Raw genomic sequence first — 19,373 nt, 5'->3', positions numbered from 1 at the left:
CGCCACCACCCCGGCCGCGCCCCACGCGCCCGCCCCGCGCCCCACCCCCGGGGGGGGCCCCCCCGGGGGCGCCCCCCCCCCCCCCGGCGCCCCCCCCCCCCGGGGGCCCGCGCGCCCCTGTGACGTCCTGCTACTCCTGGCGGAGCATCGCCTCGACCACGCGGGCCGAGGCCTTTCCGTCGTCCAGATCGCAGTACGCCTCGCGGAACGCGGCGGCCTTGTCGGCGAATTCGGCGGCGACCTCGTCGACCCGGCCGAGGGCCGCGACGAGTTCCTCCGACGTGGCCAGCAGCGGGCCGGGAGCTTCGGACTCGAAGTTCAGGCTGAATCCGCGCAGGTTGTCCCGGTAGTGCTCCAGGTCGTACGTGAAGAACAGCAGCGGCTTTCCGGTCGAGGCGAAGTCGAACACGCTCGCGGAGTAGTCCGTCACCAGGACGTCGGCGATCAGCAGCAGCTCCGCCATGTCGGGGTAGCTGCCGACGTCCCAGATATAGCCGTTGCCGGCGTCCGGGATCTGGCCGCACATCAGGTGGTGGCGGCGGACCAGCAGCACCTGGTCCTCGCCGAGCGCCGCCCTGGCCGCCTCCAGGTCGATCCGCAGGTCGATCTGGTAGCCGCCGTTCGGCCGCCGCCGGTCCTCGCGCCAGGTCGGCGCGTACAGCACGACCTTCTTGCCCTCGGGCAGGCCGAGCCGCTCGCGGACCTGCTCGGCGGTCTTCTCCCGGTCGGACGCGAACAGCAGGTCGTTGCGCGGCGAGCCGCTCTCGACGATCTCGCCGCGGTAGTCGAAGGCGCGCCGCAGCACCGGGGCCGACCAGCGGTTGCCGGCCACCAGCAGGTTCCAGTGCTGGACCTCCCGGGCCAGGCCCTTGAGGTAGTTCGAGTCGGTGAACCAGACCTTCTCGAAGTCGAAGCCGACCTGCTTGAGCGGGCTGCCCTGCCAGGTCTGCACGACCACCTGGCCGGGGCGGCGGACGAAGAAGTCGGGCAGGTGGGCGCTGGTGACGATGTACTTGGCGGTGGCCAGGGCGTCGAACCACTCCGGGCTCCACATCCGCACCGACCGGGCCGTGCCCGGCAGGTCGGCCTGCATGTCGTCGCTGGACCACAGGTGCTCCAGCGGCAGGCCGCGGCGGACGAGCTCCTCGTGCACGGCCCGCGGGGAGTCCCCGTACTGGCTGACCTCGCCGACGTAGTACAGCACCGCGTCGCGCACCGGCTTGCGGCGCGCGGCCGGGTAGTCGACGCTGCGCTCCTGGCGCTGGCGGTAGCCCGCCCGCTCCTCGGGCAGCAGCACCGCGTGCGACTCCAGCGACAGCCCGTCGTGGCGGCGGCGCTCCAGCGCGATCCGCTTGCCGCGGGACTCGACCTCCAGCGGCAGGGTGCCGAAGCAGGACGGGCCGACCAGCGCGGAGGCGTCGGGCAGGGCCTCGGCGGTGGAGCCCACCGGGCGGAAGAAGACGTTCCAGGTGCCCTTGGCGAGCGGCACCCGGCCGGCGAAGGAGGCGGTCGGCACGGCCGGCAGCGCGGTGCGGAACCGGCCGTCCGCGATCTCCACGGGGTAGACGTGCTCCTCCTCGCGCCAGTGGTGACGGACCACCAGCTCCCAGCGGTGCGCGCCGGGCAGCGGGAACGAGCCGCTGAGCAGGAAGCCGTCCGCGCCGCGCGCGGAGACCTCGTCCACCACCGGCTGGAGCACCTGGTCGACCAGCTGGAGGTGGCCGCCGGTGGAGGGCTTGGAGTACAGGGCCCGGCGCAGGTCGGCCGGGGCGCCCGGGTTCAGCGGCACGTGCAGCTGCTCGGGGGCGTTGCGCTCGTCCCAGGCCAGCTGGACCGTCTCGCCGTCGGCCAGCTCCAGGACGGCGTCCCAGCGGTCGCGGCTGCGCTCGGCGGCGGCCGGGTCCAGCTCGGCCCAGGCCTCGCGGACGGCCGTCAGCTCGGCGAGCGGGAAGACCGCCGAGAACGGCTGCAGCGAGCCGGCCGGCACGCCCAGCTCCAGCGGGAAGGACACCTGGCGGTCCGACTCGACGTGGGTCAGCCGCAGCCGGCCCCCGGCGAAGTCGGGGCCCGAGCGGGCCGCGCCGGAGACCTCCAGCCGGTCGCCCTGGGCGGCGAGCCCGGTCACCCGGGCCTTGACGGTCTCCACCCGCAGGTAGACGTGGTTGTCCCGCACCCACGGCGCGATCCGCACGTCCGGCTCGACCCAGTGCGAGGGCAGGTACTCGGCGCTGTCGCTCCAGCCCGCCGAGACCCGGCCCTTGTACATCCCGCCCTTGCCCGCGCCGGCCACCAGGACGCGCCAGTGGCCGTCCTTCCACTGGCCGCGGTGGCGGAACTTCTTCGGGTCGATCGCGACGGTGAAGCCGGACCAGTCGCAGCTGTACAGGTCGTGGTTGCAGCTGGCCGTGGCCTCGGGGCTGTACGTGGTCCGCATCGGGACCGCGATCACCCGGCGGCCCTTGGTCTCCTTCAGGACCAGCGTGCGCACCATGTCGTGCTTGCTGGACGCGCCCAGCTGCTCCGGGTACGCGTGCCCGGTCAGCTGCAGCTTCCCGCCGACCCAGGCGCTGCGGTACAGGCGGCTGCGCATGACCAGCGAGTTGTCCAGCTTGAGGACCCCGGACGGCACGCTGCGGCGCCCGCCGCGCAGGAACGGGTAGTCCGCGTACGGGCGCAGCAGGCCGCGCGCCTGCACGCCGCCGCCGCTGTCGCCCTCGTACCTGATCTGCTCGACGAGCTCGTCCGTGCGGCCCTGCAGGGTCAGGTGGTACTTGAGCCGCAGCGGCGCGCGCAGCTTGCGGACCTGCTCGGGCCCGATGGAGCGCAGCAGCCGGCTGACGTGCTGGAGGTAGGCGTCCCGGTACTCCTTGTCGCCGTCCACGACGGACCAGAAGAACATCGGGATCTCCTCGACGAGGGTGTTCTCGTCGTAGGAGCGCAGGTACTGGGCGAAGCGCGGCTCGGTCTGCTTCTTCAGCCAGCCGCGGACCAGCTCCACCGAGGCGACCCGGTCGACCAGGCCCTTCGGGTTGGTGCGCATCTGCGTGATCGACATCTCGCCGACCTCGCGCTCGCGCCAGTGGTAGATCGGCTCGGAGAGCACGTCCACGCTCGTGGCCAGGTAGTGGTGCGGCACCGAGACGGGCGCGTCCTCGTAGAGGATGCCCTCCGGGTAGAGGATGTCGGCGGCGTCGAAGAACGACCGGCGGTACATCTTGTTCCAGGCGGTGCGGTCGGTGACCAGCGCCGGGACCTCGGTGATGTGGGTCTTGAGCCTGGTCTCCTTGAACGGCTTCACGTGCCCGCCGGACTGGTAGTAGCCCACCGCGCGGAACCGCAGCACGTTGCCGGTGCAGAAGTCGGAGCCGGTCTCGTCGAGCGTGTTGATCATCAGCTCGTACGCGCTCGGCGGCATCGAGTCGTCGCTGTCCACGAAGCACAGGAACTGCGAGTCCGGGTCGATGTGCCGGATGCCGGTGTTGCGGGCCGCCCCCAGGCCCTTGTTCACCTGGCGGACCAGCCGGAACCGCGAGTCCTTCGCCGCGTACGCCTCCGCGAGCGCCGCACTGCCGTCCTTCGATCCGTCGTCGACCATGACGCACTCGAAGTCCGTGAAGGTCTGGGCGGCGATCGAGTCGAGGCACTCGACGAGGTAGCGCTCGACGTTGTAGATCGGAACGACGATGGAGAGGCGGGGAGCCATCGGCTGCGCAGGCCTTTCTCTGGAGGGGAGCGTGGCCGCCCGGGAGGACGGGCCCGGCCGCACTTGGTTCGGTGCGATTTGCCCCCGATCCTACCTCCGGGCCGGGTGCCGCCCGGGGCCCACTACGCTGGCACCGTGCCACGTTTCAGCGTCATCGTCCCCGTCCACCAGGTGCAGGACTACCTGAACGAGTGTCTCGACTCCGTCCTCGGACAGGGTGGTCCGGACCTCGAACTGATCGCCGTCGACGACCGCTCCCCGGACCGCTGCGGCGAGATGCTGGACGAGGCCGCCGCCGCCGACCAGCGGGTCAAGGTGCTGCACCTGCCGGAGAACGTCGGCCTCGGGCGGGCCCGCAACGCCGGCCTGGAGGTCGCCACCGGCGACTACGTGGTCTTCCTCGACAGCGACGACACCCTCACCCCCGGCCTGCTCGAGGCCGTCGACGGCCGCCTGCGCGTCACCGGCGACCCGGACGTCCTCGTCCACGACTACGCCCGCACCTACGCCGACGGCCGGATCACCCGTGCCGCCTCCGCCCACGTGTTCGGCGCCGCCTCCCCGGACGTCTTCGACCTCGCCGCCCGCCCCGACCTGCTCGACCTGCTCCAGGTCGTCTGGAACAAGGCGTACCGCCGCTCCTTCATCGCCGAGCAGGGGCTGGTCTTCCCCGCCGGCTACTACGAGGACACCCCCTGGACGTACCCGGCGCTGCTCGCCGCCGGGCGGATCACCCTCCTCGACGAGGTCGGCGTCCACTACCGCCAGCGGCAGGAGGGCGGCAACATCCTCGCCACCGCCGGCCGCAAGCACTTCGACGTCTTCGCCCAGTACGACCTGGTCTTCGCCTTCCTCGACGGCCGCCCCGACCTCGACCACTGGCGCCCGGTCGTCTACGGCAAGATGCTGCACCACCTCAACACCGTCGTCGCCAAGCCCGGACGCGTCCCCGCCGCCGACCGCCGCGAGTACTTCCGCCGCGCCGCCGCCCACTGCGCCCGCCTGCGCCCGGCCGGCTACCGCCCGCCCGCCGGCGTCGAGGGCGCCCGCCTCGAACTGCTCGCCCACGGCCGCTACGGCGCCTACCAGGCCGTCCGCGCCCTGGCCCGGGCCCGCCGCCTGGTGCGCCGCTGACGGCTCGTCCAGCAGTTCGGACGGCTCGTGCCTGACGGCCATTCGGGGGACGGCCCGGTATAACCGGTCGGGTGGACTTCCTGACCCGCCTGCCGATCGTCGGCCCGCTCGTCGCCCGGGTGCTGCGCAGCCGCCCGTACCGGGCGTACGAGTGCTTCACCGACGCCCGGGGCAACCGGCTGGCCGGAGCCGTCACCTTCTTCGGCTTCCTCGCCCTGTTCCCGCTGCTGACCGTGGGCCTGGCGATCGCCGTCGCGACGCTCGACCCCGGCCAGGTCGACGACCTCCAGCACCGCATCTCCGACCAGCTGCCCGGCCTGTCGGACTCGCTCAACCTGCCCTCGCTGATCGCCAACGCGGGCACCATCGGGCTGGTCAGCGGCGCGCTGCTGCTGGTCTCCGGCCTCGGCTGGGTCGACACCATGCGCACCTCCGTCCGGGACGTCTGGCAACTGCCCGTGGACGACGGCAACGTGGTGCTGCGCAAGCTGCGGGACTGCCTGGTGCTGGCCGGGCTCGGCGGGGTGTCGCTGGTCTCCATGGGCGCCTTCACCGCCGGGACGACCGCTGCCGGATGGATCGCCGACCGGATCGGCTGGCACAACGGCTACGTGTTCACCGTGGTCGGCCTGCTGCTCGCCGTCGCCTGCGACACCGTGCTCTTCGCCTACCTGCTCGGCCCCTTCCCGGGGGTGACCGACCAGCACCGCCGCCCGCTCCTCCAGGGCGCGCTGATCGGCGCGGCGGGCTTCGAGGTGCTCAAGCTGCTGCTCGCCTCCTACCTCGGCTCCGTCGCTGGCCGGAGCCTGTACGGGGCCTTCGCGACCCCGGTGGCGCTGCTGCTGTGGATGAACTTCGTCTGCCGCCTGCTGATGTACTGCGTCGCCTGGACGGCGACGGCCGACCCCGAGGCCGCCCGGGAGCGCACCCGCGCCCACGGGCGAGCCCTGATCGAGGCCGCTGACGCGCCCTAAGTCCTCCTCTTCCGCCTCCGCAGCACCAGGCCGCCGTACCCCGCCGCGCAGCCCGCGGCGGCCAGCAGCAGCCAGCCCCCGAGGCCGAGCCCGTCGCCGTCCCCCTCGGCCGAGGCCTTGGCGGTCGCGCCGCCCGGCGAGGGGTGCGGCGGGGGAGCGGGGGCGGCGGCGGGTGCGTCGGTGGGGCGGCCGCCGGGCGGCAGCTCGTCGACCAGCCGGCCGACCGGCCGGACCTTGCCCGCCGAGGCGAACCCCCAGTCCAGCAGCGCGGCCGTCTCGTCGTACACCTTCTGGTAGCTCGCGGGGTGCATCACGGTGACCAGCAGGGTGCGCCCGTTGCGCTCGGCGGCGCCGACGAAGGTCGAGCCCGCGTTGGTGGTGGTGCCGTTCTTCACCCCGATCAGCCCGGGGTACTTGCCCAGCAGCCGGTCGGTGTTGGCGATCCCGAAGCTGCCCCGCTGCCCGGTCTTCGGGTCGACGGCCCCGGGGAACATCGCGTCCCGGGTCGCGCAGTACATCCGGAAGTCCGGGTTGTTCAGGCCGGAGCGGGCGAACAGCGAGAGGTCGTACGCCGAGGAGAGCTGCCCGTCCATGTCGTAGCCGTCCGGCGAGACGACCTTGGTGTCCCGTGCCTGGAGCGCGTCCGCGCGGGCCTGCATCTCCGTGACGGTCTGCGGGACGCCGCCGTTCATGTGCGCCAGGACGTGCACGGCGTCGTTGCCCGAGCTCAGGAACACCCCGCGCCACAGGTCCTCGACCCGGTAGTCCAGGTTCTCCTTGATGCCGACCAGGCTGCTGCCCGCGCCGAGCCCGGTGATCTCCTCGTCGGCGACCTTGTGCACGGCGTTGCGGTCGAACTTGGGCAGCACGGTGTCCGCGAAGAGGATCTTGAGGGTGCTCGCCGGGGGCAGCCGCAGGTGCGGGTTGTAGGACGCCAGCACGTCGCCGGTGGCGGCGTCGGAGACTATCCAGGACTGCCCGGTGAGGTCCCCCGGCAGCGCGGGGGCGCCCGCCAGCGGATCGACCTGCACCCCGGGCCGCGCGAGCCGCTCCCCGCCGACCACGGCCTGCGGCGGCGGCTCGTACGGGGCCGCGGCGGCCACCGGGGCGGCGGTCAGGGTCAGGGCCGCGGCGAGGGCGGCACACAGGAGGGCGGAGGACTGACGGGGTGTCGGCACCAGCAGACCGTACCCAGTGAAGGTGTCCGCCGTCCGCGCCAGGGGGCCGGTCCTCCGCAGGAGGGGCCCGCCCTACGCCGTTCGGAGGCCCCCGCATACTGGGAGGCATGAAGCTCAGCCGCCGTGCCTCCTGGTTCCTGACCGCCTTCGGGGTCTGGTCCATGATCATCTGGACCACCTTCGTCAAGAACCTCTGGAAGGACTCCGGCGGCCAGGCCTTCGTGGGCGGCGACCACTCCCAGCCCACCGCCTTCTTCTGGGTCCACCTCCTCCTCGCCGTCACCTCCTTCTGCCTCGGCATCGCCGTCGGCACCCTCGGCGTCCGCGGCCTGCGGGCGACGCGTCGTGAGCCGGCCGTCGACTGAAATCTGCTTGGCCACTGTCAGAACCTGCTGGCAGGATCTCCACGGTTCTCGCACGGAACAGCCGTACGAGACGAATGGGGTGGGGATCTCATGACACTTCTGCGTGCCCGAACGCTCGGCGGCGTGGCAGCGGCCACGGTGGCCGCCGGCCTGCTCGCCACACCCACGGCGGCCGTGGCGGACACCGCGCCGGCCGTCCTGGGCACCGCCCAGGGGGCCACGTACCAGACGACCGCCTGCAACTCGGCCGCCGACCCGACCTGGATCGGGCTGACCGACAACGGTCCGACGCTCAGCGCCACGGTCACCGGGGACACCGCCAAGTTCGGCGTCTGGGACGAGACCACGGGCGCCGAGGAGCCGGTGTTCACCGGCCAGGCCCAGACGTACGGTCAGCCGTCCGCCAGGCTCACCGTCCCCAACCTGCTGGACGGGCACAGCTACGCCTGGCACGCCTGGGCGCTGCAGGGCACCCAGACCTCCGCCCCCTCGGCGGACTGCCACTTCACGGTGGACGCCACCAGGCCGACCGTCACGGTCTCCTCGACCGACTTCCCGGCGACCGGCACCGGCACCGGCACCGGCACCAAGTACGCGGGCCAGAAGGGGACGTTCGTCCTCAAGGGCGCTGATGCCGTCCCCGCGGGCGGCGAGGGCTCCGGGGTCGCCTGCTTCACGTACGGCTGGACGTACGCCGGGTACGACTGCACCTCACCGGGGGCCGTCGTGCCGGAGGCCGACGGCACGGCGAAGATCGACCTCAAGGTCCCGGACTGGGGCACCAACAACCTCGCCGTCCACGTGATCGACAACGCGGGCAACGTCGGTTGGACGACCTACACCTTCTCCGCGCCGACCAACCCGAACCCGCCGAGCACCCTCGGCGACGTGGACGGGGACGGCGTCGCGGACATCCTGCTGCCGGACGCGCAGGGCAACCTGCAGTTCATCCCGGTCAACGGGACCGACACCACACCGACCACCGTCATCCCGGCCAACCGCGCTCCGGGAAACCAGGGTTGGGCGGGCTACCGGATCGCCCACCGGGGCTGGGAGGACGGCGCCCACGCGCCCTCCTCGGACGACCTCTTCATCTACAAGCCGGGTGACAGCGTCCTGGACGTCTACCGGAACTTCGACTACGGAGCCCTGACCAAGGGCTACATCGGTCTGGGCACCAGGATGTGCGGCGACCCCTTCTCGGGGGTGACCTGCCCCGACGGCTTCGCCGCCGACTGGTCCAAGGCCGACCAGATCCTCGCCTTCGGCCCGGTGGTCGGCAAGACCGCGACCTCGCTGGTGACCCTGGAGGGCGGGAACCTCTGGCTGATCACGGGCAAGGTCTCCCTCGGCGAGAACACGGTCACCAAGCTCACCACCTCCGGCGCCTGGAACGGCTACGACCTGATCGCCCCCGGCCCCGACGCGGCCGGGAACCTCGCCCTCTGGGCGCGTGACCGGGCCACCGGCGAGCTGCACGCGTACCCCGTCCCCAAGAAGGCGGACGGCACCTTCGACTTCTCCTCCCTCGCCGACCCGAAGGCGAACGTCGTCGCGAGCGGCTTCACCACTGCCGCGTACCCGACGCTCGGCAGCTCGGGCGCCGCGCACGGCGACGGCAAGCCGGACCTGTGGGCCGTCACGCCGGACCGGCACCTGGTGGTGTTCACGGGCTGGAGCGAGCCGGACGACCTCGGCGCGCTGAACTGACACGGACACCGAAGGCCCCCCGTCCGGCGGGACGGGGGGCCTTCGGGCTGAACAGGCTGAGCGGGCTGACCAGCGGGCGGTGGGTCAGAAGCGGCGGGTGACCAGGGCGCGCTTCACTTCCTGGATCGCCTTGGTGACCTCGATGCCGCGGGGGCAGGCCTCGGAGCAGTTGAAGGTGGTGCGGCAACGCCACACGCCCTCACGGTCGTTGAGGATCTCCAGGCGCTGCTCGCCGCCCTCGTCGCGCGAGTCGAAGATGAAGCGGTGCGCGTTGACGATGGCCGCCGGGCCGAAGTACTGGCCGTCGTTCCAGAACACCGGGCAGGACGACGTGCACGCGGCGCACAGGATGCACTTGGTGGTGTCGTCGAAGCGCTCGCGCTCCTCGGCGGACTGCAGGCGCTCGCGGGTCGGCTCGTTCCCCTTGGTGATGAGGAACGGCATGACGTCCTTGTACGCCTGGAAGAACGGGTCCATGTCCACGACCAGGTCCTTGAGGACCGTGAGGCCCTTGATGGCCTCGATCGTGATCGGCTTCTCCGGGTTGACGTCCTTGATCAGGGTCTTGCACGCCAGCCGGTTGCGGCCGTTGATCCGCATGGCGTCGGAGCCGCAGATGCCGTGCGCGCAGGAACGGCGGTAGGTGAGGGTGCCGTCCTGCTCCCACTTGATCTTGTTGAGCGCGTCCAGGACGCGCTCCTTCGGGTCCATCACCAGCTGGTAGTCCACCCACACCGGCTCCGGGTGCTCCTCCGGGTTGAACCGGCGGATGCGGAAGGTGACGGTGATCGGCTGGACGGCCCCGGCCTCGACCGCGTCCAGAGCGGCCGAGTGCTCCACAGTCGGAGTGCTCATCAGTACTTACGCTCCATCGGCTGGTAGCGGGTCGTGACGACCGGCTTGTAGTCGAGGCGGATGGAGGTGGCGCCGTCGGCGTCGACCTCCTGGTACGCCATGGTGTGCTGCATGAACTTCACGTCGTCACGCGTCGGGAAGTCCTCGCGGTAGTGGCCGCCGCGGGACTCCTCGCGGGCCAGCGCGGAGACGGCCAGCACCTCGGCCAGGTCGAGCAGGTTGCCCAGCTCGACGGCCTCCAGGAGGTCCGTGTTGTAGCGGAAGCCCTTGTCCTGGATGGAGACGTTCTTGTAGCGCTCCTTCAGCGCGGCGATGTCCTCGACCGCCTGCTTCAGGGTGGCGCCGGTGCGGTACACCATCGCGTTGGCGTCCATGGTCTCCTGCAGCTCCTTGCGGATCTGCCCCACGGACTCGGTGCCGGTGGACTCGCGCAGGCCGTCGACGAGCGCCTGCACCTTCTCCTCCGGGTTCTCCGGCAGCTCGACGAACTCGTGCGCGGTGGCGTAGTCGGCGGCGGCGATGCCCGCGCGACGGCCGAACACGTTGATGTCGAGCAGCGAGTTGGTGCCCAGGCGGTTGGCGCCGTGCACGGACACGCAGGCGACCTCGCCGGCCGCGTACAGGCCCGGGACGATGTCCGTGTTGTTGCGCAGGACCTCACCCTCGACGTTGGTCGGGATGCCGCCCATGGCGTAGTGCGCGGTGGGCTGGATCGGGATCGGGTCCGTGTAGGGCTCGATGCCGAGGTAGGTGCGCGCGAACTCGGTGATGTCCGGGAGCTTGGCGTCCAGCTGCTCCGGCGGCAGGTGGGTGAGGTCCAGGTAGACGTGGTCGCCCTCCGGACCGCAGCCGCGGCCTTCGCGGATCTCGGTGTAGATCGCGCGGGAGCAGACGTCACGGGACGCGAGGTCCTTCATGACGGGGGCGTAGCGCTCCATGAAGCGCTCGCCGTCCTTGTTGCGCAGGATGCCGCCCTCGCCGCGGGCGCCCTCGGTGAGGAGGATGCCCATGCGCCAGATGCCCGTCGGGTGGAACTGGAAGAACTCCATGTCCTCCAGCGGCAGGCCGCGGCGGTAGACCAGGGCCTGGCCGTCACCGGTGAGGGTGTGGGCGTTGGAGGAGACCTTGAAGAACTTGCCGGTGCCGCCGGAGGCGAACACGACGGACTTGGCCTTGAAGACGTGGATCTCGCCGGTGGCCAGCTCGTAGGCGACGACGCCCGCGGTCTTGCCCTCGTTGATCAGCAGGTCCAGGACGTAGAACTCGTTGAAGAACTCGACGCCGTGCTTGACGCAGTTCTGGAACAGCGTCTGCAGGATCATGTGACCGGTGCGGTCGGCCGCGTAGCACGAGCGGCGGACGGGGGCCTCGCCGTGGTTGCGGGAGTGGCCGCCGAAGCGGCGCTGGTCGATGCGGCCCTGCTCGGTGCGGGAGAAGGGCAGGCCCATCTTCTCCAGGTCGAGGACGGCGTCGATGGCCTCCTTGCACATGATCTCGGCGGCGTCCTGGTCGACCAGGTAGTCACCGCCCTTGACCGTGTCGAAGGTGTGCCACTCCCAGTTGTCCTCCTCGACGTTGGCCAGAGCGGCGCACATGCCGCCCTGGGCCGCGCCGGTGTGGGACCGGGTCGGGTAGAGCTTGGTCAGGACGGCGGTGCGGCTGCGCTGCGTCGACTCGATGGCCGCGCGCATGCCGGCGCCGCCGGCGCCGACGATGACGGTGTCGTACTGGTGAATCTGCATGGGGGGTTGTCTCGCCTCTGGCCTCTGCCGATGGGTCGATGGTGCTCGCGGCTCAGATGTTGGGGTCGAAGGTGAAGATCACCAGGGTGCCCAGCAGCACGGTGAAGACCGTGGCGGTACCCATGAGCCCCTTGAGCCAGAGCCGGGTCGAGTCCTTCTCGGCGTAGTCGTTGATGACCTGCCGCATGCCGTTGGCGCCGTGCAGCATGGCGAGCCAGAGCATCAGGAGGTCCCAGCCCTGCCAGAACGGCGAGGCCCAGCGGCCCGCCACGAAGGCGAAACCGATCTTGGAGACGCCACCGTCCATGATCAGCATGATGAACAGGTGGCCGAGGATCAGTGCGACCAGCACGACACCGGACAGGCGCATGAAGAGCCAGGCCAGCATCTCGAAGTTGGTGCGGGTGCGGCGCGGGGTCTTGCCGGTCCGCTTGCGCGGCGGCTCGATGACGAAGGCGTCGGCCGGGTTGCCCGTGCCGAGTCCCTTCGCGGTGTGCGCCTGCTTGGAGGGGACGACGAGCGCGTCGGAGTATTCGTATTCCGTGGTCATCAGTCAGCTCACTTCCCGAACCAGTCGATCAGCGTGTGCTGCAGGATGCCGTAGAAGGAGCCGGCCATCAGGACGACCCAGACCCCTACGACGGTCCACAGCATCTGCTTCTGGTACTTCGGGCCCTTGGACCAGAAGTCCACCGCGACGACGCGAAGGCCGTTGAGCGCGTGGAACAGGATGGCGGCGACGAGGCCGTACTCCATCAGGTTCACGAGCGGAGTCTTGTACGTCTGGATGACGGTGTCGTAGGACTCCGGCGACACTCGCACGAGGGCGGTGTCGAGGACGTGGGCGAACAGGAAGAAGAAGATGAGGACGCCGGTGACTCGATGAGCCACCCAGCTCCACATGCCTTCCCGGCCGCGGTACAGCGTTCCAGCCGGCACGGAAAAACCCTCCGGAAGCGATTGGGGGCTCGGCCGGCTTCGGTGTCGGTCAGCCCGGCCGGGTACGGTCCACCGGCCGCCAGCATCCTATCGGCGCCTTCTCCGTCGCCGCCTCCGGGGCCCCCTGGTGTGATCAATCAGGCACTTCTGGCCTAGTGGGGCGGGAACCGGGAGGCCGTTCGCCACGGAGCGTGAACACGCCACCGCGCCACGGTGACGGACGGACGGTCACCGTGGCGCGGGAGGGACGGCGGGCGGACGGGGGCTCAGCGCGCCCCGGCCTCCGAATGGGTGGCGACGAGGTGCTCCAGACGGGTGAGCGAGATCCGGCGCAGTTCGTCGGCCGCGATCAGCCGCTCCTCGTCCCGGTCGTTCGCCAGCCGGGTGCGGATGGAGGAGAGCACGGCGTCGAGCATCTCCTCCGGTTCCACGCCGTCGAGGCAGACCACGAAGACGTGGCCGAACCGGGCCTCGTACGCGGCGTGGGCCGCCCGCAGCGCGGTGTGCGCGGCCTGGCTGCCCGGCGCCCGCATGCCGAGGAGGGGCTGCGGCATCCAGCTCTCGTCGGCGAGCGCCTCGGCGAGGTCGGCGTGGCGCAGGTCGTACGAGGCCTCGCTCGCGGCGGCGAGCAGGGACTCTATGTCGGGGTACGGGCGGTGGGCGGCGAGCCGCAGGGCCCAGCGGTGGCTGCCGCAGCAGGCCAGGAGGGCCTCCTCGACGGCGCCGGCGTCGGCCTCGTTGAAGCGGTGCAACCCGAGGAGGGTCGGTTCGGAGCTGGGGTCCAGCCGTGGTGGCGGGATGTCGCTGGCCAGCGGGTCCTCCTCGTGAGGGCGGGAAGGTGCCGGTGAAGGTGGGGTGGTGGAGCAGCTGAAGTATGGGGGCCTCGGACGGCCTGTTCCGGCCGGTCGGGCGGTTCTTCCAAGGTAGTTGAGCGGTCATCAGTTGGGGAGGGCGCACGCCGAATTCATCCGGACGAGCTATCAAGTTGTGACGTTGACACCGATTCGTCAGCTTCGTCGGCACCCTCCCCGTCATCGGGTCCTACGCGCAGCGGGTGCCCGCGGCCGGCATGGTGCCCTCGGTCAGGTAGGCGGCCATGGCCTTGTCGATGCAGGCGTTGCCCTGGCCGAAGGCGCCGTGGCCCTCGCCGACGCGGGTCAGCAGGGTGGCGTTGGCGAAGCCCTTGGCCAGGGACTCGGCCGAGGCGTACGGGGTGGCCGGGTCACCGGTGGTGCCGACGACCAGGATCGGCGCGGCGCCCTCGGCGCGGATGGCGTGCGGCTTCTCCTTCGTCCGGAACGGCCAGTGGGAGCAGGCGGCCTCGGAGTAGTCGTCCACGGTCACGCCCTTGGACAGCAGCGGGGCCTCGGCGAGCAGCCGGTTGACGGCCGCGGCGGCGTGCTCGGGGGTCGGCGCCGGCTGGGCGGCGTCGGCACAGCGGATCGCCGTCTCGGCCTCGTCCATCGGGCTGTAGTGACCGTTCTCGTCGCGGCCGCTGAGCTCGTCGGCGTAGGCCTGGAGGAAGTCGCCCTTGTCGCGGACCATGGCCCAGCCGAGGGCGTTGCGCAGGTACTGCCAGTTCTTGGTGTCGCCGTAGAGGGCCGCGACGACCCCGCTCCAGCCCTCGTCGCGGCCGAGCTTGCGGCCGTCCTTGAGGGTCAGCGGGCTGTCGTGGAGGCCGTCGAGGAAGTCGGCGGCCTTCTTGGCGGCCTTGTCCTTGTCCTTGCCGAGCGGGCACTGGTCGGCGTGGTTCTCCACGCAGTCGGCCGCGAAGCGCTCGAAGGACTTCTCGAAGCCGACCTGCTGGTCGACGCCGTGGTCCAGGCGGTCCTGGGAGGGGTCGACGGCGCCGTCCAGGATCAGCCGGCCGGTGTTCAGCGGGAACTGCTCGGCGTAGATCGAGCCGAGGTAGGTGCCGTAGGAGATGCCGAGGTAGTTGAGCTTCTTGTCGCCGACGACGGCGCGCAGGACGTCGAGGTCGCGGGCGGTGTCGCGGGTGCCGACGAAGGGCAGCAGCTTGCCGGACTTGGCCTGGCAGACGGCGGCGTGGTCGATCGACTGCTTGGTGCCCTCGGCTTTGCGGGCGGCCGGGTCGAGCGGGGCGTCCTGCTGGGCGAGGGCGTCGCGCTGCTTGTCGTCGTAGCAGACGACCGGGGAGCTGGCACCGGTGCCGCGGGGGTCGAATCCGATCACGTCGAAGCGGTCGTGCAGGGGGCCGGCGAAGTCCTTGGCGCCGTACTCGACCATCTCGACGCCGGAGCCGCCGGGGCCGCCGGGGTTGACCATCAGCGAGCCGATCCGCTGGTCCGGCTTGGCGGACGGGTGCTTGATCAGGGCGAGGTCGAGCGCGTCGGTGGCGGGGTTGGCGTAGTCGAGCGGGACGTGCAGCTTGCCGCAGAGCATGCCGGTGGTGTCGGCCTTGGCCTTCTCGGCCTTGGGGTCGGCCGGGCAGGGGGTCCAGGCGATCTGCTGGCCGTAGAAGGGCTTGAGCGCCGGGTCGGCCTCGCCGGTGGGCTTGGGCGTCGGGGTGGCCGCGGTGCTCGCGGCGGTGGTTCCGGCGGCCTTCTCCTGGGAGGGGGCGGACTTTCCGTCGCACGCGGTGGCGAGGAGGAGGGTGCCTGCCGCCAGGGCGGTCAGCAGGACGCGTGGGCGGGCGGCCCGGTAGATCTTCATCGCACGTGTGTACCACTCGCCGGCGACACGTTCGATCATGGCCCCCGGGCCGCCCACCAGCGAGGATCAGGCGCGGTGGACCTTGTGGTTGGCCGCCTGCGCCCGGGGGCGCACGACCAGCAGGTCGATGTTGACGTGCGGCGGCCGGGTGACGGCCCAGGCGACGGTGTCGGCGACGTCCTCCGAGGTCAGCGGCTCGGCGACGCCCGCGTAGACGGCGGCGGCCTTCTCCTCGTCGCCCCGGAACCGGGTGACGGCGAAGCCCTCCGACTTCACCATGCCCGGCGCGATCTCGATCACCCGGATCGGCTCCCCGCACAGCTCCAGCCGCAGCGTCGCCGCGATGGTGTGGGCGGCGTGCTTGGCCGCGACGTAGCCGCCGCCGCCCTCGTACGCGACCAGGGCGGCGGTCGAGGACATCACCAGGACGGTGCCGTCGCCGGTGGCCCGCAGCGCCGGCAACAGCGCCTGGGTCACGTGCAGCACGCCGAGCACGTTCACCTCGTACATGGCCAGCCAGTCGGCCGGGTCGCCCTGCTCCACCGTCTCGGCGCCGATCGCGCCGCCGGCGTTGTTCACCAGGACGTCCACCCGGCCGACCTGCGCGGCGAAGGCGTCCACGGCGGCCCGGTCGGTGACGTCCAGGGTGAAGGCCCGGCCGCCGATCTCCTTGGCCAGCGCCTCGATCCGCTCGGTGCGGCGGGCGGTCAGCACCACGTCGAAGCCCTCGGCCGCCAGCCGGCGGGCCGTCGCCGCACCGATCCCGCTGCTGGCACCGGTGACCACGGCCACCTTCTGCTCGGTCATTGCCACTCCCTGGGGGCTCGTCCGTCCGTTCACCCGATCATCTCAACCGCCTCGGCGAGCGGGCGGGCGGGAGCCCGGTGGCGGACCCTGGATCGTGGGGACGGCCGGCCCAGGGAGGTCTGATGTCATCAGCGGAGTCGGGCTTCGGGATCGCGCCGGTGTACGGCCCCGAGGCGCTGGAGGGCTGGGACCCGGCCGCCAGGCTGGGGCGGCCGGGGGAGTACCCGTACACCCGGGGCGTCCACGCGACCATGTACACCGGACGGCCCTGGACGATGCGCCAGTACGCGGGCTTCGGCACCGCCGCCGAGTCCAACGCGCGCTACCGGCAGCTGATCGCCGGCGGCGGCACCGGCCTCTCCGTCGCCTTCGACCTGCCCACCCAGATGGGCTACGACTCGGACGCCCCGCTCGCGGCCGGCGAGGTCGGCAGGGTCGGCGTGGCGGTGGACTCCGTCGAGGACATGGCGGAGCTCTTCGAGGGCATCCCGCTGGGCTCCGTCTCGACCTCGATGACCGTCAACGCGCCCGCCGCCCTGCTCCTGCTGCTCTACCAACTGGTCGGCGAGGCCCAGGGGTCGGTGCCCTCCGCGCTCACCGGCACGGTGCAGAACGACGTGCTGAAGGAGTACATCGCCCGGGGCACGTACATCTTCCCGCCGCAGCCCTCGCTGCGGCTGGTCGCGGACCTCTTCCGGTACTGCCGCGCGGAGGTCCCGCGCTGGAACACCATCTCCATCTCCGGCTACCACATGGCCGAGGCCGGCGCCGACCCCGCGCAGGAGATCGCCTTCACCCTGGCCAACGGCATCGCCTACGTCCGCACCGCGCTCGCCGCGGGGATGGCCGTGGACGAGTTCGCGCCGAGGCTCTCCTTCTTCTTCGTGGCGCGCACCACGCTGCTGGAGGAGGTCGCCAAGTTTCGTGCCGCGCGCAGGATCTGGGCGCGGATCATGCGCGAGGAGTTCGGCGCGAAGGACCCCCGCTCGCAGCGGCTGCGCTTCCATACCCAGACCGCCGGGGTCCAACTCACCGCCCAGCAGCCGGAGGTGAACCTCGTACGGGTCTCGGTGCAGGCGCTCGCCGCGGTGCTCGGCGGCACCCAGTCGCTGCACACCAACAGCTTCGACGAGGCGATCGCGCTGCCCACCGAGAAGGCGGCCCGGCTCGCCCTGCGCACCCAGCAGGTGCTCGCCCACGAGACCGATGTGACGGCGACCGTCGACCCCTTCGCCGGCTCCTACGCCGTCGAGTCGATGACCGACGAGGTGGAGGCCGCCGCCCTGGCGCTGATGGCCCGGGTCGAGGAGTACGGCGGTGCGGTGGCCGCGATCGAACAGGGCTTCCAGAAGGGCGAGATCGAGCGCACCGCCTACCGCGTCCAGCGGGAAACCGACGCCGGGGAGCGCGTGGTCGTCGGCGTCAACCGCTACCGGCTGGAGGCCGAGGAGCCGTACCGGCCGCTGCGGGTGGACCCGGCGATCGAGCGGCGGCAGGCCGACCGGCTGGCGCGGCTGCGGTCCGAGCGCTCCTCGACCGCCGTCGGAGGTGCGCTGGATACGGTGCGCCGAACCGCCGAGGGACCGGGGAACGTGCTCTACCCGATCAAGGAGGCGCTGGCTGCCCGGGCCACCGTCGGCGAGGTCTGCGACGCGCTGCGCGGAGTGTGGGGCACATACGCTCCGGTGGAACGTTTCTGACCGCTCGTCAACACCTGTGTCCGTCAAGGCGGTGCCGTGCGTGACCACCGGCGCGGGTGATCGTTGCACAGGTCAGGCAACCCCGGGAAGGCGGCTGAAACGAGATGTCATACCCACCTGTCCGGCCGGTATGCGCCCATCCGGGGACTGATTTTCCGGAAGGCGGGCCAAAATCCCTCGGCGGGCCTACGCTTGGGGAGATGAACCGTCCTGAGCCCGCTCAGCCGGGCACGACGCTCGACGCCGCACGCCCCGCCGCCGGACTGCGCGCCCAGGTCGCGGCGCTGGAGCCCGAGTTGATCGCCTTCCGCCGGGACCTGCACCGGCACCCCGAGTTGGGACGCCAGGAGTTCCGCACCACCGGGCTGCTGCGCGACCGGCTGCTGGAGGAGGGGCTCACGCCGCGGGTGCTGCCCGGGGGCACCGGCCTGCTCGTCGACCTCGTCCCGCCCGGCACCGCCCCCGGCACGGAGTTCCTGGCCTTCCGCGCCGACATCGACGCGCTGCCGATCGACGACGCCAAGACCGACGTCCCGTACCGCTCGACCGTCCCGGGCCGGGCCCACGCCTGCGGCCACGACGTGCACACCTCGGTGGTGCTCGGCACCGCCCTGGTGCTCGCGGAGGCCCTGCGGACCGGTGAGCTGCGGCGGCCCGTCCGGCTGGTGTTCCAGCCCGCCGAGGAGGTCATGCCCGGCGGCGCGCTGGACGTGATCAAGGCCGGCGGGATGGAGGGCGTGGGCCGCATCTTCGCGGTGCACTGCGACCCCAAGGTGGAGGTCGGCAGGATCGCCCTGCGCACCGGCGCGATCACCTCGGCCTGCGACCGCCTCGTCCTGCACCTGGACGGCCCCGGCGGGCACACCGCCCGTCCGCACCTGACCACGGACCTGGTGACGGCGATCGCCAAGATGGCCGCCGACCTGCCGGGCGCGCTGGCCCGCCGGATGGACCCGCGCTGGGGCGTCAGCCTGGTCTGGGGCCGGATCGCCTCGGGCTCCGCGCCCAACGTCATCCCGCAGCACGCCGAGCTGGAGGGCACCGTCCGGTGCCTGGAACTGGCCGGCTGGCGCGAGGCGCCGGACCTGCTGCACGAGCTGATCGCCAAGCTCGCCGAGACCTACCGGGCCAAGTGGACGCTGGACTACCACCGCGGGGTGCCGCCGGTGGTCAACGAGGCCGTCTCCGTCGAGCAGTTGGACGCCGCGATGCGGGCCCGGTTCGGGCAGGACGGCGCCGAGGTGGTCGAGAGCACCGAGCAGAGCCTCGGCGGCGAGGACTTCTCCTGGTACCTGGAGCACGCCCCGGGCGCCCTGGCCCGGCTGGGCGTGCGCCCCGTGGGCGAGGCCACCGTCCGCGACCTGCACCAGGGCCGCTTCGACGTGGACGAGCGGGCGATCGGCATCGGCGTCGAGCTGTTCACGACGCTGGCCCTCGCCGAGGAGCGGGAGTAGGAGGGGCGGGGGGGGGGGGGCCCGCCCCCCCCCCCCCCCGGCCCGGCCGCCGGGTCAGGCCAGGGGGTAGGACCCCAGGCCGGAGGAGTAGCCGCCGGGGCGGGGGGTGGCGGTCTGCCCGGGGGCGTACCACCCCCTG

General features: G+C 71.9%; 15 protein-coding genes. 6 read left to right on the top strand and 9 right to left on the bottom strand.

Going from position 1 to position 19,373, the window contains the following annotated elements; all coding sequences use genetic code 11:
- Positions 1–130 precede the first annotated feature (130 nt).
- A complete protein-coding gene (locus ACIRRS_RS37880) occupies positions 131–3,703 on the bottom strand; it encodes a CDP-glycerol glycerophosphotransferase family protein (RefSeq protein WP_402981479.1) in 3,573 nt (1,190 codons plus the stop codon).
- Between the two features lie 135 nt (positions 3,704–3,838).
- Between ACIRRS_RS37880 and ACIRRS_RS37875 the strand changes: the two genes are divergently transcribed.
- Together ACIRRS_RS37875 and ACIRRS_RS37870 are read left to right on the top strand one after the other, a co-directional pair.
- Entirely contained in the window at positions 3,839–4,837 is a 999-nt protein-coding gene (locus tag ACIRRS_RS37875) for a glycosyltransferase family 2 protein (protein WP_402981476.1), read from the top strand.
- A gap of 71 nt (positions 4,838–4,908) precedes the next feature.
- Positions 4,909–5,811, top strand: coding sequence for a YihY/virulence factor BrkB family protein (locus ACIRRS_RS37870; RefSeq protein ID WP_402981473.1), 903 nt, complete (start codon positions 4,909–4,911; stop codon positions 5,809–5,811).
- On the opposite strand, the gene ACIRRS_RS37865 is transcribed toward ACIRRS_RS37870, so the two are convergent.
- The gene (locus ACIRRS_RS37865) at positions 5,808–6,989 is read right to left on the bottom strand and encodes a D-alanyl-D-alanine carboxypeptidase family protein (protein WP_402981470.1); all 1,182 of its coding nucleotides are present in this window, start codon (positions 6,987–6,989) and stop codon (positions 5,808–5,810) included. The two genes, ACIRRS_RS37870 and ACIRRS_RS37865, sit on opposite strands and share 4 nt — an antisense overlap.
- A 107-nt stretch (positions 6,990–7,096) precedes the next feature.
- On the opposite strand from ACIRRS_RS37865, the gene ACIRRS_RS37860 reads away from it, so the two are divergent.
- Together ACIRRS_RS37860 and ACIRRS_RS37855 are read left to right on the top strand one after the other, a co-directional pair.
- Entirely contained in the window at positions 7,097–7,354 is a 258-nt protein-coding gene (locus tag ACIRRS_RS37860) for an SCO4848 family membrane protein (RefSeq protein WP_402981467.1), read from the top strand.
- 123 nt (positions 7,355–7,477) lie between these two features.
- The gene (locus tag ACIRRS_RS37855; protein ID WP_402981464.1) at positions 7,478–9,064 is read left to right on the top strand and encodes a hypothetical protein; all 1,587 of its coding nucleotides are present in this window, start codon (positions 7,478–7,480) and stop codon (positions 9,062–9,064) included.
- 84 nt (positions 9,065–9,148) lie between these two features.
- Here ACIRRS_RS37855 and ACIRRS_RS37850 read toward each other — a convergent pair whose 3' ends face one another.
- The 7 genes from ACIRRS_RS37850 to ACIRRS_RS37820 all read right to left on the bottom strand — a co-directional run bounded on the left by ACIRRS_RS37850 (position 9,149) and on the right by ACIRRS_RS37820 (position 16,080).
- Positions 9,149–9,919, bottom strand: coding sequence for a succinate dehydrogenase iron-sulfur subunit (locus ACIRRS_RS37850; protein WP_402981462.1), 771 nt, complete (start codon positions 9,917–9,919; stop codon positions 9,149–9,151).
- The gene (gene sdhA / locus ACIRRS_RS37845) at positions 9,919–11,661 is read right to left on the bottom strand and encodes a succinate dehydrogenase flavoprotein subunit (RefSeq protein ID WP_402981459.1); all 1,743 of its coding nucleotides are present in this window, start codon (positions 11,659–11,661) and stop codon (positions 9,919–9,921) included. Before sdhA ends, ACIRRS_RS37850 begins: the two co-directional genes overlap by 1 nt.
- A gap of 52 nt (positions 11,662–11,713) precedes the next feature.
- Entirely contained in the window at positions 11,714–12,214 is a 501-nt protein-coding gene (gene sdhD, locus ACIRRS_RS37840) for a succinate dehydrogenase, hydrophobic membrane anchor protein (RefSeq protein WP_402981482.1), read from the bottom strand.
- Positions 12,215–12,219: 5 nt separating this feature from the next.
- Positions 12,220–12,600, bottom strand: coding sequence for a succinate dehydrogenase, cytochrome b556 subunit (gene sdhC, locus ACIRRS_RS37835; protein WP_402981456.1), 381 nt, complete (start codon positions 12,598–12,600; stop codon positions 12,220–12,222).
- A gap of 266 nt (positions 12,601–12,866) precedes the next feature.
- On the bottom strand, positions 12,867–13,352 hold the full coding sequence (locus ACIRRS_RS37830) for a 2-oxo-4-hydroxy-4-carboxy-5-ureidoimidazoline decarboxylase (protein WP_402981453.1): 486 nt from the start codon (positions 13,350–13,352) through the stop codon (positions 12,867–12,869).
- Positions 13,353–13,641: 289 nt separating this feature from the next.
- The gene (locus ACIRRS_RS37825) at positions 13,642–15,273 is read right to left on the bottom strand and encodes an alpha/beta hydrolase (RefSeq protein ID WP_402981450.1); all 1,632 of its coding nucleotides are present in this window, start codon (positions 15,271–15,273) and stop codon (positions 13,642–13,644) included.
- A gap of 66 nt (positions 15,274–15,339) precedes the next feature.
- On the bottom strand, positions 15,340–16,080 hold the full coding sequence (locus ACIRRS_RS37820; RefSeq protein WP_402981447.1) for an SDR family oxidoreductase: 741 nt from the start codon (positions 16,078–16,080) through the stop codon (positions 15,340–15,342).
- Positions 16,081–16,202: 122 nt separating this feature from the next.
- On the opposite strand from ACIRRS_RS37820, the gene ACIRRS_RS37815 reads away from it, so the two are divergent.
- Together ACIRRS_RS37815 and ACIRRS_RS37810 are read left to right on the top strand one after the other, a co-directional pair.
- Entirely contained in the window at positions 16,203–17,780 is a 1,578-nt protein-coding gene (locus tag ACIRRS_RS37815) for a methylmalonyl-CoA mutase (RefSeq protein WP_402981444.1), read from the top strand.
- Between the two features lie 200 nt (positions 17,781–17,980).
- Positions 17,981–19,234 carry an amidohydrolase gene (locus ACIRRS_RS37810; RefSeq protein ID WP_402981441.1) on the top strand — a complete coding sequence of 418 codons (1,254 nt, stop codon included), beginning with the start codon at positions 17,981–17,983 and terminating at the stop codon, positions 19,232–19,234.
- The last annotated feature ends 139 nt before the right edge of the window (positions 19,235–19,373 follow it).

Origin of the sequence: Kitasatospora sp. NPDC101183, from assembly GCF_044767945.1 — a bacterium.
Lineage (GTDB): Bacteria > Actinomycetota > Actinomycetes > Streptomycetales > Streptomycetaceae > Kitasatospora.
Note: the sequence above shows the minus strand (reverse complement) of the source record. Positions and strands in the feature narration are given on the sequence as shown.

Bases quoted from the DNA above. Each gene is read 5' to 3' on its own strand.
- sdhA (WP_402981459.1), bottom strand. From the start codon at position 11,661: ATGCAGATTCACCAGTACGACACCGTCATCGTCGGCGCCGGCGGCGCC.
- ACIRRS_RS37850 (WP_402981462.1), bottom strand. From the start codon at position 9,919: ATGAGCACTCCGACTGTGGAGCACTCGGCCGCTCTGGACGCGGTCGAG.
- ACIRRS_RS37810 (WP_402981441.1), top strand. From the start codon at position 17,981: ATGAACCGTCCTGAGCCCGCTCAGCCGGGCACGACGCTCGACGCCGCA.
- ACIRRS_RS37825 (WP_402981450.1), bottom strand. From the start codon at position 15,273: ATGAAGATCTACCGGGCCGCCCGCCCACGCGTCCTGCTGACCGCCCTG.
- ACIRRS_RS37815 (WP_402981444.1), top strand. From the start codon at position 16,203: ATGTCATCAGCGGAGTCGGGCTTCGGGATCGCGCCGGTGTACGGCCCC.
- ACIRRS_RS37860 (WP_402981467.1), top strand. From the start codon at position 7,097: ATGAAGCTCAGCCGCCGTGCCTCCTGGTTCCTGACCGCCTTCGGGGTC.
- ACIRRS_RS37820 (WP_402981447.1), bottom strand. From the start codon at position 16,080: ATGACCGAGCAGAAGGTGGCCGTGGTCACCGGTGCCAGCAGCGGGATC.
- ACIRRS_RS37880 (WP_402981479.1), bottom strand. From the start codon at position 3,703: ATGGCTCCCCGCCTCTCCATCGTCGTTCCGATCTACAACGTCGAGCGC.